This window comes from Phytopseudomonas straminea, assembly GCF_900112645.1.
GTDB lineage: Bacteria > Pseudomonadota > Gammaproteobacteria > Pseudomonadales > Pseudomonadaceae > Aquipseudomonas > Aquipseudomonas straminea.
This window is the reverse complement of the sequence record NZ_FOMO01000012.1, coordinates 1-14,967: the sequence shown is the minus strand read 5'-3', so window position 1 is coordinate 14,967 and position 14,967 is coordinate 1. Positions and strand designations below refer to the sequence as shown.

At 66.1% G+C, this 14,967-nt stretch carries 15 protein-coding genes; 11 read left to right on the top strand and 4 right to left on the bottom strand.

What is annotated here, in order from left to right; genetic code table 11:
- Positions 1-234 precede the first annotated feature (234 nt).
- Both BM279_RS21000 and BM279_RS20995 read left to right on the top strand, forming a co-directional pair.
- Positions 235-1,680 (top strand): TldD/PmbA family protein, encoded by a 1,446-nt coding sequence (locus tag BM279_RS21000; RefSeq protein WP_093507032.1) that lies wholly within the window; start codon positions 235-237, stop codon positions 1,678-1,680.
- Positions 1,680-2,999: a TldD/PmbA family protein gene (locus BM279_RS20995; protein WP_093507030.1), complete on the top strand. Its 1,320-nt coding sequence runs from the start codon at positions 1,680-1,682 to the stop codon at positions 2,997-2,999. Before BM279_RS21000 ends, BM279_RS20995 begins: the two co-directional genes overlap by 1 nt.
- Positions 3,000-3,064: 65 nt before the next feature.
- On the opposite strand, the gene BM279_RS20990 is transcribed toward BM279_RS20995, so the two are convergent.
- Together BM279_RS20990 and BM279_RS20985 are read right to left on the bottom strand one after the other, a co-directional pair.
- Positions 3,065-3,361 (bottom strand): type II toxin-antitoxin system RelE/ParE family toxin, encoded by a 297-nt coding sequence (locus tag BM279_RS20990; protein WP_093507028.1) that lies wholly within the window; start codon positions 3,359-3,361, stop codon positions 3,065-3,067.
- Positions 3,349-3,606 carry a type II toxin-antitoxin system Phd/YefM family antitoxin gene (locus BM279_RS20985; RefSeq protein WP_075932268.1) on the bottom strand — a complete coding sequence of 86 codons (258 nt, stop codon included), beginning with the start codon at positions 3,604-3,606 and terminating at the stop codon, positions 3,349-3,351. Before BM279_RS20985 ends, BM279_RS20990 begins: the two co-directional genes overlap by 13 nt.
- A gap of 161 nt (positions 3,607-3,767) precedes the next feature.
- Between BM279_RS20985 and BM279_RS20980 the strand changes: the two genes are divergently transcribed.
- Genes BM279_RS20980 through BM279_RS20955 form a run of 6 tightly spaced genes read left to right on the top strand, consistent with a single transcriptional unit; the run spans position 3,768 to position 9,310 of the window.
- On the top strand, positions 3,768-4,775 hold the full coding sequence (locus BM279_RS20980; protein ID WP_093507026.1) for a substrate-binding domain-containing protein: 1,008 nt from the start codon (positions 3,768-3,770) through the stop codon (positions 4,773-4,775).
- Positions 4,772-5,776, top strand: a complete 1,005-nt coding sequence (locus BM279_RS20975) for an ABC transporter substrate-binding protein (protein ID WP_093507024.1) — start codon at positions 4,772-4,774, stop codon at positions 5,774-5,776. The genes BM279_RS20980 and BM279_RS20975 overlap by 4 nt, the downstream gene beginning before the upstream one ends.
- 13 nt (positions 5,777-5,789) lie before the next feature.
- A complete protein-coding gene (locus tag BM279_RS20970) occupies positions 5,790-6,647 on the top strand; it encodes an ABC transporter permease (protein ID WP_167363185.1) in 858 nt (285 codons plus the stop codon).
- A complete protein-coding gene (locus tag BM279_RS20965; protein ID WP_093507020.1) occupies positions 6,644-7,438 on the top strand; it encodes an ABC transporter permease in 795 nt (264 codons plus the stop codon). Before BM279_RS20970 ends, BM279_RS20965 begins: the two co-directional genes overlap by 4 nt.
- Complete coding sequence (locus BM279_RS20960) at positions 7,435-8,466, top strand: ABC transporter ATP-binding protein (RefSeq protein ID WP_093507018.1); 1,032 nt, start codon at positions 7,435-7,437, stop codon at positions 8,464-8,466. The genes BM279_RS20965 and BM279_RS20960 overlap by 4 nt, the downstream gene beginning before the upstream one ends.
- Positions 8,459-9,310 (top strand): phosphodiesterase, encoded by an 852-nt coding sequence (locus BM279_RS20955; protein ID WP_093507016.1) that lies wholly within the window; start codon positions 8,459-8,461, stop codon positions 9,308-9,310. The genes BM279_RS20960 and BM279_RS20955 overlap by 8 nt, the downstream gene beginning before the upstream one ends.
- Positions 9,311-9,420: 110 nt before the next feature.
- Here BM279_RS20955 and BM279_RS20950 read toward each other — a convergent pair whose 3' ends face one another.
- Positions 9,421-10,542, bottom strand: a complete 1,122-nt coding sequence (locus tag BM279_RS20950) for a methyltransferase (RefSeq protein ID WP_093507177.1) — start codon at positions 10,540-10,542, stop codon at positions 9,421-9,423.
- Between the two features lie 301 nt (positions 10,543-10,843).
- On the opposite strand from BM279_RS20950, the gene BM279_RS20945 reads away from it, so the two are divergent.
- Entirely contained in the window at positions 10,844-11,833 is a 990-nt protein-coding gene (locus BM279_RS20945) for a TRAP transporter substrate-binding protein (protein ID WP_093507014.1), read from the top strand.
- A 132-nt stretch (positions 11,834-11,965) separates the two neighbouring features.
- Here BM279_RS20945 and BM279_RS20940 read toward each other — a convergent pair whose 3' ends face one another.
- Positions 11,966-12,886 carry a LysR family transcriptional regulator gene (locus BM279_RS20940; RefSeq protein ID WP_093507175.1) on the bottom strand — a complete coding sequence of 307 codons (921 nt, stop codon included), beginning with the start codon at positions 12,884-12,886 and terminating at the stop codon, positions 11,966-11,968.
- 113 nt (positions 12,887-12,999) lie between these two features.
- Here BM279_RS20940 and araD1 point away from each other — a divergent pair, with 113 nt between their 5' ends.
- A complete protein-coding gene (araD1, locus tag BM279_RS20935; protein WP_093507012.1) occupies positions 13,000-13,995 on the top strand; it encodes an AraD1 family protein in 996 nt (331 codons plus the stop codon).
- Positions 13,996-14,050: 55 nt separating this feature from the next.
- The coding region (locus BM279_RS20930) for an aldehyde dehydrogenase family protein (RefSeq protein ID WP_143103629.1) at positions 14,051-14,967 on the top strand (917 nt) is incomplete at its 3' end.

The window sequence follows — 14,967 nt, the reverse complement described above, 5'->3', positions numbered from 1 at the left end:
GTGTTATGCGGCAGCAAGTGGATGGAGGACGTTTTCTTATCCACCACAGCGTTAACAGATAGTCCTTCGCTGTCCGAGACGTGGCCTGCTGTTATCGGCTGGATACAAAAGTCCTTTCGACACTACGCCATCAAATAGCCATCCGTCTACATCATCTCCGCCGCCACCCTGGTTGCCCCACCCCGCCAATCCTTCCCATACTGCCTCCCTATGCCGCCTACCAAGGGAGCCCCCATGTTCGCCATTAGCGAAACCCTACAACGCCGCTTCGCCGCCTTGCATTGCACCGCCGATTTCTGGTCGTTGCGCCACGTGCGGGAAACCACGGAGCGCTATTGGGTGCGCCGCAATGTGGCGCGGGCGCCTTCGTTCGCCGACGATGCGGGCGCCATGCTCAGTGTGCGGGTGGCTGGGGTGGAGGCCTATGCGGCGACCAGTGATCTCAGCCAGGCCGGCTTGCAGGCAGCGCTCGACAAGGCCGAGGCGCTGGCGCGGCAGTTGGCAGGGCGTAATCTGCTCGATCTGCATGAGCTGCCGGTGCCCCATAAGCAGGCCGATGACGTGATGCCTGGCTACCAGCGCACTCTGGCCAGTCCGGCCCACTGGTACGAGCTGCTGGCGGCGGAGTCGTCGCGGGTACCGCGGGATGAGCGGCTGGTGGACTGGTACGCCGGGCTGACCTTTACCGCCACCGAGCAGATTTACCTCAACAGCGTCGGCGCCCGTTTGCGCCGCGCTCAGCATTACGTCTTCCCGCAGCTGGGCGTGACCGCCAGCGATGGTGCCGACAGCCACCAGAGCCGCAGCTTCGGCGGCACTCACCTGGCGCGCCAGGGCGGTGCAGAGGTGATCGATCAGCTGGGTCTGGTTGGCACCGCCAGCCGTATCGCCGACGAGGCGCTGCAACTGCTGCTGGCGCCCAATACGCCGAGCGGCCATCGTGATCTGCTGCTGATGCCGGACCAGATGATCCTGCAGATCCACGAGTCCATCGGCCATCCGCTGGAGCTGGATCGCATCCTTGGTGACGAGCGCAATTTCGCCGGCACCAGCTTTATTCGCCAGGAGGATTTCGGCAGCTACCAATACGGCTCGTCGCTGCTCAACGTGACCTTCGACCCGACGGTATCGGGCGAGCTGGCCAGCTATCGCCATGACGACGACGGCACCTCGGCGCAGCGCGAATACCTGATCCGCGAGGGCATCCTGCAGCGGCCGCTCGGTGGCGCGCTGTCGCAGTGGCGCAGCGGGCTCGAAGGCGTGGCCAATAGCCGCGCCTGCAGTTGGAACCGCCCGACCCTGGATCGCATGGCCAACCTCAATGTCGAACCCGGCAACCAGCGCCTGGAGCAGCTGATCGGCGGCATCGAACGCGGCATTCTGATGAGCAACAACCGCTCCTGGTCGATCGATGACGCGCGCAACAAATTCCAGTTCGGCTGCGAGTGGGGCCGGCTGATCGACAACGGCGAGCTCAAGGGCGTGGTGAAGAACCCCAATTACCGCGGCATCTCCGCGCAGTTCTGGCGCAACCTCAAGGCGGTCGGCGACGCCAGTACCTTCGAGGTGCTGGGCACGCCGTATTGCGGCAAGGGCGAACCGAACCAGGTGATTCGTGTCGGGCACGCCACGCCGGCGTGCGTGTTCGCCGATGTCGACGTATTTGGAGGGGCAGCCTGATGAACGCACGTCAGCATTTCGAGGCGCTGCTCGCGCACCTGAGCGCCGGGCTGCAGGCCGGCGAGGGCTTTACCCTGGAGTACCAGGCCGAGGCTTCGGACTTCATCCGCTTCAACCATGCCCGCGTGCGCCAGGCCGGCCAGGTGCAGCAGGTGTACGCCACCCTGGCGCTGTACCAGGGAGAGCGGCATGGCGACTTCGAACTGGCCTTGAGCGGGGTGATCGATGACGACCTACCGCGCCTTGACCAGGCGCTGCGGCGCCTGCGCGCGGTATTACCGACTCTGGCCGACGACCCCTATCTGCGCCTTAATCGCGAGGCCTGGCGCAGCGAGACCGCGGCGGGGGACGCGGCCCAGCACAGCGAGGCGGCCATCGAGCAAATCAACGAGGCAGCCGCCGGGCTGGACCTGGTCGGTTTCTACGCCGCCGGGCCGCAGTATCAGGGTTTCGCCAGCTCCTGGGGCGCCTTCGGTTGGCACGCGGCGAGCAGCTTCAACTTCGAATTCAGCCTGTTTCACGAAAACGGCCAGGCGGTGAAAAGCAGCTACGCCGGCGAGCAGTGGGATGCCCAGGCCTTCGCGCGCAAATTGGCGTTCGCCCGTGAGCAACTGGAGCATCTGGGTAAACCCGCCCATGAGTTGAAGCCGGGAGCCTACCGCGCCTACCTGACGCCCGCGGCGCTGGAAGAGTTGTTCGGGCTGTTCGCCTGGGGCTTTTCCGCCGAAGCGCTGGCCACTGGTGGCAGCCCGCTGCAGCGGCTGTTCGCCGGCAGCGCCAGCTTGAGCTACAAGGTGACGCTGGACGAGCGCATCGAGGGCGGCCTGGCGCCGGCCTTCACCCGCGAAGGGCCACGCCAGCCGCTGCGCCTGGTCAGCCAGGGCAATCCGGGCGAGCGCCTGGTCAGCTCACGCAGCGCCGCCGAACACGGGCTGATCGCCAACGGCGCGGGCAGCGGTGAGTACCCGTTCTCCCTGCACCTGCACGGCGGCGAGCTGGAGGAGGGCGAGATCCTGCAGCGCCTCGGCACCGGGCTGTATATCGGCAACCTGTGGTACAGCAACTTCTCCGACCTGCCGGCCGGGCGCCTGACCGGCATGACCCGCTTCGCCACCTTCTGGGTCGAGGACGGCCGCATCCGGGCGCCGGTGGACACCATGCGCTTCGACGACTCGCTGTTCGACTTCCTCGGCGCGAACCTCGAAGCCCTGACCCGTGAACCGGAGCTGCTGCTGCCCAGCGGCACCTATGGCGCGCGACAAACCGGCTCGATGGCGCTGCGCGGCGCGCTGCTGTCGCGGTTTACCCTGACGTTGTAAAGACGGTATTCCTGGGTATTGCTGCGTGCGCGGATCAACACTCATCCATGACGTCACACTGACGCTCATTTGAGCATATGAGCGCGTAGCGCCCGTTCCTCTCGCATGACGTGAATGATGAAGACCGTCGTATCCGAAACGCGGTAGAAAACCCGGCAGGGCGGGACGACGATTTCGCGATACACCGAGTTTGGCAGCTCGTCAGGGGTGCGGCCTGACAGAGGGAACTCAGCCAAACGCCCGACCGCTTCAACCACCTTCCTGACCAGCGCGCGAGCGGCATCGGGTTTGTCCAGGGCAATGTACTGAGCCAGATCGTCGAGTTGCTCGAGGGCGGGATTTGTCCAGACTATTTCAGCCATTTGCTCAGCCGTTGCCTGGCCTGTTCATGGCTGACGGTATCGCCCTCGATCACGGCCCGTTCGCCGCGGGCCAGGGCATCCAGAAGGGCGAGGCGCTTCTGCATGAACTGGTAGTCATCGACATCCACCAGATAGGCCGAGGGTATTCCGTGCTCGGTGATCAGAACAGGTTCCTTGGATTCGTGAAGGTCGGCAAGGATCTTGGTGGCCTGTCGCTTCAGGTTGGTGACCAACTCGACTTTCATGAGAGGACTCGGTGCGTGGATGAAGTATCACTTTAGTGATACTTCTCTCGCTGGGCAATTGGAAAGCGTTCTGAAACCGAACTGTCATCCCTTCGTCGCGCGACTGCCATCTGCGCTCGTTAAGTTGCTCGCCAATGAGATCGATCTCAAGGCGAGCGAGCATGACGGATCTGAAAGAGGTGGCCCTCAGGGCAGGGGTATCGCGGGCCACTGCCGCACGGGCTTTTGCGTCGCCGGATATGGTGCGCCCGCATACCCGTGAGCAGGTGTTCGCCGCGGCGCGCCAGCTGGGCTTTCGCCCCAACCGCCTGGGTCGGCAGCTGCGTTTGCAAACCACCCAACTGATCGGTGTGGTGGTGCCCAACCTGCTCAACCCGGTGTTCGCCGAGCAGTTCCAGGCCATGGAGCAGGCGGCGCGTGCGCGGGGCTACAACCTGCTGCTGGCCACCACCGACTACCAGGCCGAGCGCGAAAGCGAGGTGGTCGAAGAGCTGCTGCGCCAGCGCGTCGACGGCCTGGTGCTGACGGTGACCGATGCGCGCAGCAACCAGGTGCTGCAGGGCCTGGCCCAGGAGGATACGCCCTTCGTACTGGCCTACCACCAGCCCGAGGATGCCCAGTACAGCGCCGTGTCGGTGGATAACCGCGCCGGCATGGCCCTGGCCACCCGGCATTTGCTGGCCGCCGGGCATCGGCGCATCGGCATGGTCGCCGGCTCTGCATTGCAGTCCGACCGTGCCCGGCTGCGCTACGCCGGCTATCGGCAGGCCATGCACGCTGCCGGGCTACAGGCGCTGCCGCTGATCGAGATGCCCGCCCATACCCAGGCCGACTTCGCCGCCCTCGCACCCTGGCTGCATGGCTCGCAGGCGCCCAGCGCGCTGCTCTGTTCCAACGACCTGCTGGCCATCAGCCTGATCAACGAGCTGCGCCGCAACGGCTGGAGCGTGCCGCGCCAGCTCTCGGTGATGGGCTTCGACGGCATCGCCCTGGGTACGCAGATGCACCCGACGCTGTGCAGTGTGGTGCAGCCCATCGCCGAGCTGGCGCACACCGTGATCGACCAGTTGCTGGCGCAGATCGCCGGCGCCACCCCCGCTTCCCACTGCCTGCCGTGCCACATCCGGCCAGGCGAAAGTATCCGCCCCCCTCGAGGAGACGTCCGATGATCCGCTTGCGTAAAACCCTTGCGGCCCTGTTGCTGTGCGGTACCGCCAGCCTGAGCCACGCCGCCGACACGGCGATCTGCTACAACTGCCCGCCGGAGTGGGCGGACTGGGGCGCGCAGCTTGCGGCAATCGCCGAGAGCACCGGCGTGAAGGTGCCGCTGGACAACAAGAACTCCGGCCAGGCCCTGGCGCAGCTGGTGGCCGAGCGTGCGGCGCCGATGGCCGACGTGGTGTATTACGGCGTGACCTTTGGCCTGCAGGCGCAGAACGCCGGGGTGGTCGGCAGCTACAAGCCAAAGGGCTGGGACGACATTCCCGCCGGCTTGAAAGACCCCGAAGGGCATTGGTTCGCCATCCATTCCGGCACCCTCGGCATCATGGTCAACGTCGATGCACTCGGTGGCCTGCCAGTGCCGCAAAGCTGGGCCGACCTTCTCAAGCCCGAGTACAAGGGCATGGTCGGTTATCTGGACCCGTCCAGCGCCTTCGTCGGCTACGTGTCGGCGGTGGCGATCAACCGCGCCATGGGCGGTGACCTCGACGACTTCACCCCGGCCATCGACTACTTCAGGAAGCTGGCCGGCAATTCGCCGATCGTGCCCAAGCAGACCGCCTATGCGCGGGTGCTGTCCGGCGAGCTGCCGATTCTCGTCGACTATGACTTCAACGCCTACCGGGCACGCTACAAGGACCAGGCCAACGTCGCCTTCGTGATTCCCCGTGAGGGCAGCATCAGCGTGCCCTATGTGATGAGCGTGGTGGACAATGCCCCGCACCGCGCCAATGCCGAGAAGGTGCTGGACTTCGTGCTCTCCGACCAGGGCCAGGCGCTGTGGGCCAATGCCTACCTGCGGCCGGTGCGCCCGGTGCAGATGCCCGCCGAGGTAGCGGCGCGCTTCCTGCCGGAAAGCGACTACGCCCGGGCCGGCGTTGTGGATTACCAGAAGATGGCCGCGGTGCAGGAAGCCTTCGCCGCGCGTTACCTGAAAGAGGTGCGCTGAGGTGAACAGCGCGCTGAGCAACCACGCTGCCGCGAGCGCCCACAGCCGGCCGCTGCGCCGCTGGCGACCTGGCGCGGCCGTGGCGCTGGTGCCGGCAGCCGCGGTGCTGCTGGCCTTCTGGCTGTTGCCGCTGGCGCACCTGATACTGCTCGGCGGTGAAAGCCGTGGCGAGGCGGGCAGTGGGTACTGGCAGGTGCTGAGCAGCGGCCAATATCTGAGCAGCCTGGCGCAGACCAGCCTGCTGGCCGCATCGGTGACCCTGGCGGCGCTGCTGGTGGGCAGCATCAGCGGGGTGTTTCTCGCCCGCCAGCGCTTCTTCGGGCGCTCGGCGCTGGTCGCCCTGCTGACCTTTCCCCTGGCCTTCCCGGGCGTGGTGGTGGGCTTTCTGGTGATCCTGCTGGCCGGCCGCCAGGGCGTATTCGCGGCGCTGGGCATGGGGCTGGTGGGCGAGCGCTGGGTTTTCGCCTATTCCCTGGCCGGGTTGTTTCTCGGCTACCTGTATTTCTCCATACCGCGGGTGATCCTCACCGTGATGGCCGCCAGTGAAAGCCTCGATGCCAGCCTGGAGGAGGCCGCCCGCTCGCTTGGCGCCAGCCACTGGCGGGTGACCTGGGACGTGATCGTGCCGGGGCTGATGCCGGCGCTGGTGTCCTGCGGGGCGATCTGCTTCGCTACCTCGATGGGCGCGTTCGGTACCGCCTTCACCCTCGGCACCCAGCTCAACGTCACGCCGGTGGCGATCTACAACGTGTTCACCAACTACGCCAACTTCAGTGTGGCTGCGGCGCTGTCGGTGATCCTCGGCGCGCTGACCTGGGCGGTGCTGCTGGTGGTCAGGAAATGGGTGCGAAAAGCCGGAGGGCTGCTATGAAACGCTCGACGCTGTTTGCCGCGCAGCTGATCTTCACCTGCCTGGTCTGCGCCTTCATGCTGGTGCCGGTGCTGCTGTCGCTGCTCGCCGGGCTGACGCGCAATTATTTCCAGGGCCTTTCCAGCGGCCTGACCATCGACTGGCTCGTGCAGGTCTGGCAGGCCTATTCGCCGACGGTGTGGCTGTCGCTGCAACTGGCGCTGGCCTGCGCCCTGTGCGTCTGCCTGATCGGCGTGCCGGCGGCCTATGCCCTGGTGCGCATGAACAACCGCTTCAGCCGCGCCTTCGAGGAACTGATGGTGCTGCCGGTGGCGATGCCCGGCCTGGCCAGCGCACTGGCACTGCTGCTCACCTACGGTCATCTCGGCGGCTTTCGCGGCAGCTGGCTGTTCATTCTGGTCGGCCATGTGCTGTTCACCCTGCCGTTTCTGGTGCGCCCGGTGATGGCGGTGATGCAGCGCCAGAACCTGCCGACCCTGGAAGATGCCGCCGCCAGCCTTGGCGCCGGCCCGCTGCGACGCTTCTTCACCGTGGTGGTGCCCAACTGCCGGACCGGCATCCTCGCAGGCGTGCTGATGGTCGTCACCCTGTCGCTGGGCGAATTCAACCTGACCTGGATGCTCCACACGCCCATGACCAAGACCCTGCCAGTGGGCCTGGCCGACAGCTACGCCTCGGCGCGGCTGGAGGTCGCCAGCGCCTACACCCTGCTGTTCCTGCTGATGATCGTACCGCTGCTGATCGCCCTGCAGGCCATCAGCGCCCGCCTGTCCCGAGGATACCAACGATGAGCGCTACCTCCATTCGCCTGCACAACTGCCGCAAGGCGTTCGCCGACGGCACCGTCGCCGTGGATGACCTCAGCCTGGAGATCCAGGCCGGCGAAACCCTGGCCATCCTTGGCCCATCCGGCTGCGGCAAGACCACCACGCTGCGCCTGATCGCCGGGCTCGAGCGCCCGGATGCCGGGCAGGTGCTATTCGCCGGGCGCGACGTCACGCCATTGCCCATCGAGCGCCGCGACGTGGGCATGGTGTTCCAGAACTACGCGCTGTTTCCCAACCTCAACGTGGCCGACAACATCGGTTATGGCCTGAAGGTGCGCAAGATGCCCCGTGCCGAACGCGAACAGCGCTGCGCCGAGTTGCTCGAGCTGGTCGGCCTGCAGGGCTATGGCCACCGCGCCATCCATGAGCTGTCCGGTGGTCAGCGCCAGCGCGTTGCCCTGGCCCGCGCCGTGGCGCCACGCCCGCGGGTACTGCTGCTCGACGAGCCGCTGGCGGCCCTGGATGCCCAGTTGCGCGAACGCTTGCGCAGCGAGCTGGGCCAGTTGCTGCGCGAGCTGGCCATCACCGCCGTATTCGTCACCCATGACCAGGGCGAGGCGATGGCCCTGGGCGATCGCATTCTGGTCATGGAGCGCGGCCGTATCGCTCAACTCGCCACGCCGCGGGCGCTCTATCAGCAGCCCGCCAATGCCTTCGTGGCGAATTTCATCGGCACCCTGAACGCCTTCGTCGTGCTCGGCCGTACCGCCAATGGCGTGCAGGTCAACGGCGGCGAGTTGCCGTGGAGCGCCAGCGAGCTGCCGGGCACCCTGTATTGCCGCCCCGAGCACCTGCGGGTGACCAACGCTCCGGGCCATATGCGCGGGCGGCTGCTCGGGCAGTTCTTCCAGGGCGCGCAGAGCCGCCTGCTGGTGGACGTGGGCGGCGCGCAGCCGCTGTCGGTGGACAGCAGCGACGACCGTCTGCACGCCCCCGGCGATTTGATCAACCTGGCCGTCGAGCCCCAGCGAGTGTTCAGCCTCAATGCCTGATGTCATCCCCAACGCTTCGACCTTCATCATCGCGCAGATCAGCGACCTGCACCTCAAGGCCGGCGGCAAGCCGAGTTACGGGGTGGTCGATACCCTGGCGGCGCTGCGCCGCGCGGTCGAGCACCTGAACGCCAGCCAGCCACGCCCGGATATCGTGCTCATCAGCGGTGACCTGGTGGACTTCGGCCACCCGGACGAATACGCCGTGCTGCGCCCGGAGCTGCAGCGCCTGGCCATGCCCTATTACCTGGTGCCCGGCAACCATGATGATCGCGCCCACCTGCTGGCCGCCTTTGCCGATCATGACTATCTTCCGCAGTCGCCCGATGCGCCGCTGGACTGGGTGGTCGACAGCCATCCCGTGCGACTGATCGGCCTCGACACGACGATCCCCGGCAGCCACGGCGGTCAGTTGCAGGACAGCCAGTTGCGTTGGCTGGATGCGCAGCTGGCGCTGCGCCCGCAGGTGCCGACAGTACTGATCCTGCACCACCCGCCATTTATCAGTGGCATCGGCCATATGGATCGCGAGCCGTTTGGCAATGCGGCGGCGCTGGAATGGCTTATCGGCGGCCACCCGCAGGTGGAGCGGCTGCTCTGCGGGCACCTGCATCGCGCGATCCAGCGGCGGTTTGCCGGCAGCCTGAGTTGCGTGTGCCCTGGTGTCTCGCATCAGATCGTGCTGGACCTGCAGCCTGCCGCGCCTGCGCACTTCAACCTGGAGCCGCCTGGCTACCTGCTTCATCACTGGCATGCCGAGCATGGCCTGGTTACCCATATCGGGGTGTTCGGTGAATATCCCGGGCCTTATCCGTTCTACGACGGCAATGGGCTGATCGACTGAGGGAAGGATTGCTGGGTATCGCTGCGTTCAACCGCAGAATACAAGGTGACTCTGGTAGCCCGGCGTTGAGCGCAGCGATACCGGGGCAGCAGGCGCCGCGATATCAATGTCTACTTGGTCGCCTTGAGCACCACGAACTTCGGCGTCGCCGCCACCTGCTCGACGCCGCGGAACAGCCGCGCCAGCTTGGCGTGGTAACCCAGGTGGCGGTTGCCGACGATCCACAGCTCGCCACCGGTGACCAATGCGCTGCGTGCCTGCTGGAACATGCGCCAGGCGAGGAAGTCGCCGACCACCTGCTGCTGGTGGAAGGGCGGGTTGCACAGCACCAGATCCAGCGAGTCTTCGGCCTGTTCGGCCAGGCCGTCACCCGGGCGGATGGTCACCGGGCGCTCGCCCAGGGCGGCTTGCCAGTTTTCGCTAGCGGACTGCACGGCCATATAGGACTCATCCACTAAAGTCAGCTCGGCCTGCGGGCTGCCGAGGGCGTAGACGATGCCCAGCACGCCGTTGCCGCAGCCCAGGTCGGCCACTCGACGGTTATCCAGATGGCGCGGCAGGTGCGGCAGGAAGGCGCGGGTGCCGATGTCCAGGCCTTCGCGGCAGAACAGGTTGGCATGGTTGCTCACCTCCAGCGCCGGCTTGTCGAGGCGGTAGCGGGTCGGGTAGGGCGACCGCGCCGCTGGTCGGGCTTCGGGCGTGGCGTGCAGCAGGCGGGCCTTTTTCACCGCCAGCGAGGCCTGCACCGGGCCGATGTATCGCTCCATCAGGTCGCCGGCAGCGCGGGGCAGGTGCTTGATCATCGCGCCAGCGATCACCTGGGCGCCTGGCGCCAGCTGGCCGTGCAGGCGGATCAGCTGTTCTTCCAGCAGCGCCAGGGTTTTCGGCACACGGATCAGCACCACATCGAACGGCCCACTTACCGGCTCGCTGGCCGGCACGAAGGTCACTGCATCCTCGGCCAGGCCGTTGCGTGCCAGGTTGAGGCGCAGCGCCAGGTGGCCCAGGTGCGAGTCGCCGCTGCTGGTCACCTGGGCGCGGCCGGCCAGGGCACAAGCCAGGGCGCCGAAGCTGTCGTTGAGCAGCAGCACACGCGCACCGTCCGGCAGGCTCTGCACCTGCTCGAGCAGGTAGGCATCGGCGGCATCGAAGGCCTGCAGCGGCATGCCGGGTTGCTCGGGCTGGCGTTGCAGGTCAAGGGTGGCGAACGGGGTGACGAAGGACGACGACATGCTGATCTCGTGATGGGCGTGGCGGGGCGCATTCTGCCACGGCGCGGGCATTGAATCTTCAGGCTGTGCAGCAGTTGGCGTTATTACCGCTTGTTCTGCCGGGTGCGATCGACAAGAATCGCGGCCCTGCCAGAACGGTCGCGTTTGCCTGACCCCTCTCCGCAGCCCTCCAATAATAGTCGGACACCCGCGCGCTGCGCCGAGCCTAGCCGACAGCGACCTCACCGAGGTCATCCGCAACCCATTTCCTTCAGGTGCTGCCTCGCGCATGCGCCGCTGTCTGCTATTGCCGAGGTTTTGCATGTTCAAGTCCGTTGTCACCACCGCCCTGTCAGCCGTGCTGCTGATCTGCACGTCGGCGTTCGCCGCCGAGCCCATTGTCATCAAGTTTTCCCACGTGGTTGCCGAAGACACCCCGAAAGGCCGTGGCGCGCAGCTGTTCAAGGAATTGGTGGAGCAGCGCCTGGGCGATAAGGTGAAGGTCGAGGTGTACCCGAACTCCACGCTGTTCGGTGATGCGGACGAGCTGCAGGCGCTGCGTGACGGCAAGGTGCAGATGTTGGCGCCGTCGCTGTCCAAGTTCGATGCCTACACCAAGCAACTTCAGGTGTTCGACCTGCCGTTCCTGTTCGATGACCTGGAGGCGGTAAAGCGCTTTCAGAAGCGTGAGAAAAGCCGCGAGCTGCTGCGCTCCATGGCGGGCCACGACATCTACGGCCTGGCGTACTGGAACAATGGCATGAAGCAGCTTTCCGCCACCCGCGCCTTGAAGGTGCCTGCCGATGCCAAGGGTCTGAACTTCCGGATCCAGCCGTCGCCAGTGTTGGAGGCGCAGTTCTCCGAACTGGGCGCCACCACCAGCAAGATGGCCTTCAGCGAAACCCTGGCGGCGCTGCAGAAGGGCACCGTGCAGGGCGCGGAAAACCCCTGGTCGAACCTGGCCAGCCAGAAGCTCGACAGCGTGCAGCCGTTCATCACCGAAACCAACCACGGTTCGCTCAATTACATGCTGATCAGCAACTCCAAGTTCTGGATCAGCATCCCCTACCAGGTGCGCACGCAGCTGGAAGCGATCATCGAAGAGGTCAGCTTCAAGGTGAATCAGGACGCCGAAGAGCTGAACCGCAAGAGCCGCGAGCAACTGGTCGCCGCCGGCCGTGCGCAGATCATCACTCTGACGCCCGAGCAGCGCGATGCCTGGCGCGAAGCGATGCGCCCGGTGTGGCAGCGCTTCGAGACCGAGATCGGTGCTGACGTGCTGCGTGCAGCGCAGACGGTCAACCGCCGCTGAGCACCTCTGCCGGCTCATCACGCTGTTCGTAGGGTGAACGACGCTTCACCTACGCGGCCCGACCCGTCCACCGCTGCAATCGCAATGGTGGATGAAAAAAGCGTCAGCTACGCGCGCCGATCCACCCTACGACTACGAAGCCCGCAATTCCTCCAACAGCAATCGCGCCGGCGATGACAGCGGCGAGCCACGTCGGCTGATCACCCCATAGGGCTCGCTGCGCAGCACCTGGGCCAGCTCCAGACACGCCAGCTGGCCGGCGCGCGCCGCTGACTGGGCCGTCTCCCGTGGCATCAGCGCCACCAGGTTCGGGTCTTCCTGCAGCAGCATTAGGGTGGCGAAGGTCGACGCGGTTTCCAGCGGGTAGCGAGGAAACTCCAGCTCGGCGTCGCTGAACGCCCGCTCCAGCACCAGGCGCATCGGCATGTTCGCCGGAAACACTACCCAGCTGTAGGCCGCCAGTTGCGCCAGGCTCAGGCCCGGCGTGCTGGCCAGCGGGTGGGCGGGGCTGGCCACCACTTTCAGCTGTTCGTCATGCAGGCTCAGGCAGTCGTAATCGTCCGGCCGGCGGCTCACGCTGGTGCGGCAGATCGCCAGGTCGACGCGACCCTGGTCGATCAGGCTGAGCAGCCGCGCACTGGTGTCCTCGACGATCTCCACCGACAGCTCCGGTTGGCGCGCGCGCAGGCGTGACAGCGCGCGGGTCAGATGCGGCACCGCACCCATGATCACGCCCACCACCAGGCGGCCGCCCTGGCCCTGGAGAATGCCGAGCATTTCTTCGCGCAGGTGCGCCAGGTCGCTGTGGATGAGCCGCGCATAGCGAATCGCGCAGCGTCCCAGGTCGTTGGCTTCAAGGCCCTGGCTGGTACGGGTGAACAGCCGCGTGCCGAATGCCGATTCGATTTCGTTGAGCGCCTTGGTCGCGCCTGGCTGGCTGATCGCCACGGCGTCGGCGGCCTTGTGCAGCGAGCCCTGTTCGTCGAGGGCGATCAGCAGGCGCAGCTGTTTCAGGCGCAGTCGGGAAACCAGGGCGGGCAGGGAAGCGAGCATGGTGATAACCATCGGTTATTGCTTGATCAGAGCCTGTCATTAGGCAGGCTGGCGCGCAGTTCGTAAAGTCTGCCCTGTACCCGTTCGGGCAAGACTGACAAGAGAGATAAGCCATGCGACTGATCCAGTTCGAATCCACCAGCGGCCAGCGCCAGGTCGGCGTTGTCGAAGGCGATGCCATCCGTACCGTGCGTGGCGTGGCCAGCACCCGCGAATTGGCGCTGGCGGCGATCCGCGCCGGGCGCAGCCTGCAGAGCGAAGTCGAGAGCCGCGGCAGCAACGCCGGCCCGGCCTACGCCGAACTGCAGCAGGGTGGGCGCATCCTGCCGCCGCTGGATCATGAAGATTCGGCCCATTGCCTGATCAGCGGCACCGGCCTGACGCACCTTGGCAGCGCCTCTACCCGTGACAAGATGCACCAGCAGAAAGGCCAGGACGAAGCCGCGCTGACCGACACCATGCGCATGTTCCGCTGGGGCCTGGAGGGCGGCAAGCCGGGCGCCGGCAAGGTCGGCGCGCAACCGGAGTGGTTCTACAAGGGCGATGGCAGCATCGTCGTGCGCCCTGGCGCCGAACTGCCGGTGCCAGTGTTCGCCGAAGACGGCGGCGAGGAGCCCGAGCTGGTCGGCCTGTACGTGATCGGTGACGACGGCAAGCCGTATCGCCTCGGCTATGCCCTGGGCAATGAATTTTCCGACCACGTGCTGGAGCGTCGCAGCTATCTTTACCTGGCGCATTCCAAGCTGCGCGCCTGCGCCTACGGGCCGGAGCTGCGCGTCGGCGAGCTGCCGGCGCACCTGGCCGGCACCAGCCGCATTCATCGCGGTGGCGAGGTGATCTGGGAGAAGGAGTTTCTCAGCGGCGAGGAGAACATGTGCCACAGCCTGGAGAACCTGGAGTTCCACCACTTCAAGTACCAGCAGTTCCTGCGCCCGGGCGACGTGCACGTGCATTACTTCGGCACCGCGACCCTGTCCTATGCCGACGGCATCCAGGCGCAGCCTGGCGATACCTTCGAGATTGAGATGAAAGAGTTCGGCGCGCCCCTGCGCAATGGCTTGGTAGCGGCAGCTGAACCGCTCGAGCCGGGTGGCGTGACCGCTCTGTAAACACTGTTCACCGGGGCCTTAGGGCCCCGCTTGGTTTTCCACAGGAGGAATATTCATGTCCGTTAATGGCCATAACATCATCGGCGGTGCCTACAGCGCAGCCGGCTCCGTAGTCCACAAGAGTCACGACGCCACTACTGGCGAAGCCCTTTCCTACGATTTCATCCAGGCCACCCCTGAAGAAGTCGATGCTGCTGCCAAAGCTGCCGCTGCTGCCTATCCCGCTTACCGCAGCCTTTCCGCCGCCAAGCGTGCCGAGTTCCTTGACGCCATCGCCGACGAGCTGGACGCCCTGGGTGACGACTTCGTCGCCACCGTAACCCGCGAAACCGCCCTGCCGACCGCCCGTATCCAGGGCGAGCGCGGCCGCACCAGCGGCCAGATGCGTCTATTCGCCAAGGTGCTGCGCCGCGGCGACTTCTACGGCGCTCGTATCGACCGCGCCCTGCCGGATCGCCAGCCGCTGCCGCGCCCGGATCTGCGCCAGTACCGCATCGGCCTGGGCCCGGTTGCCGTATTCGGTGCCAGCAACTTCCCGCTGGCCTTCTCCACCGCCGGCGGCGACACCGCCGCCGCGCTGGCCGCCGGTTGTCCGGTGGTCTTCAAAGCCCACAGCGGCCACATGACCACTGCCGCCCACGTGGGCGAAGCCATCCTGCGCGCCGCCGAGAAAACCGGCATGCCCAAAGGTGTGTTCAACATGATCTACGGTTCGGGCGTCGGCGAGGCGCTGGTCAAGCACCCGGCCATCCAGGCCGTCGGCTTCACCGGCTCGCTCAAAGGCGGTCGCGCCCTGTGCGACATGGCCGCGGCACGCCCGCAGCCGATCCCGGTGTTCGCCGAGATGAGCAGCATCAACCCGGTCATCCTCCTGCCGGAAGCCGCCAAGGCGCGTGGCGAGAAGATCGCTGGCGAGTTGGCCGGTTCGGTGGTCATGGGCTGTGGTCAGTTCTGCACCAACCCGGGCCTGGT

Bases quoted from the DNA above. Each gene is read 5' to 3' on its own strand.
- BM279_RS20955 (WP_093507016.1), top strand. From the start codon at position 8,459: ATGCCTGATGTCATCCCCAACGCTTCGACCTTCATCATCGCGCAGATC.
- BM279_RS20995 (WP_093507030.1), top strand. From the start codon at position 1,680: ATGAACGCACGTCAGCATTTCGAGGCGCTGCTCGCGCACCTGAGCGCC.
- BM279_RS20985 (WP_075932268.1), bottom strand. From the start codon at position 3,606: ATGAAAGTCGAGTTGGTCACCAACCTGAAGCGACAGGCCACCAAGATC.
- BM279_RS20960 (WP_093507018.1), top strand. From the start codon at position 7,435: ATGAGCGCTACCTCCATTCGCCTGCACAACTGCCGCAAGGCGTTCGCC.
- BM279_RS20940 (WP_093507175.1), bottom strand. From the start codon at position 12,886: ATGCTCGCTTCCCTGCCCGCCCTGGTTTCCCGACTGCGCCTGAAACAG.
- BM279_RS21000 (WP_093507032.1), top strand. From the start codon at position 235: ATGTTCGCCATTAGCGAAACCCTACAACGCCGCTTCGCCGCCTTGCAT.
- BM279_RS20965 (WP_093507020.1), top strand. From the start codon at position 6,644: ATGAAACGCTCGACGCTGTTTGCCGCGCAGCTGATCTTCACCTGCCTG.
- BM279_RS20990 (WP_093507028.1), bottom strand. From the start codon at position 3,361: ATGGCTGAAATAGTCTGGACAAATCCCGCCCTCGAGCAACTCGACGAT.
- araD1 (WP_093507012.1), top strand. From the start codon at position 13,000: ATGCGACTGATCCAGTTCGAATCCACCAGCGGCCAGCGCCAGGTCGGC.
- BM279_RS20950 (WP_093507177.1), bottom strand. From the start codon at position 10,542: ATGTCGTCGTCCTTCGTCACCCCGTTCGCCACCCTTGACCTGCAACGC.
- BM279_RS20980 (WP_093507026.1), top strand. From the start codon at position 3,768: ATGACGGATCTGAAAGAGGTGGCCCTCAGGGCAGGGGTATCGCGGGCC.
- BM279_RS20975 (WP_093507024.1), top strand. From the start codon at position 4,772: ATGATCCGCTTGCGTAAAACCCTTGCGGCCCTGTTGCTGTGCGGTACC.
- BM279_RS20945 (WP_093507014.1), top strand. From the start codon at position 10,844: ATGTTCAAGTCCGTTGTCACCACCGCCCTGTCAGCCGTGCTGCTGATC.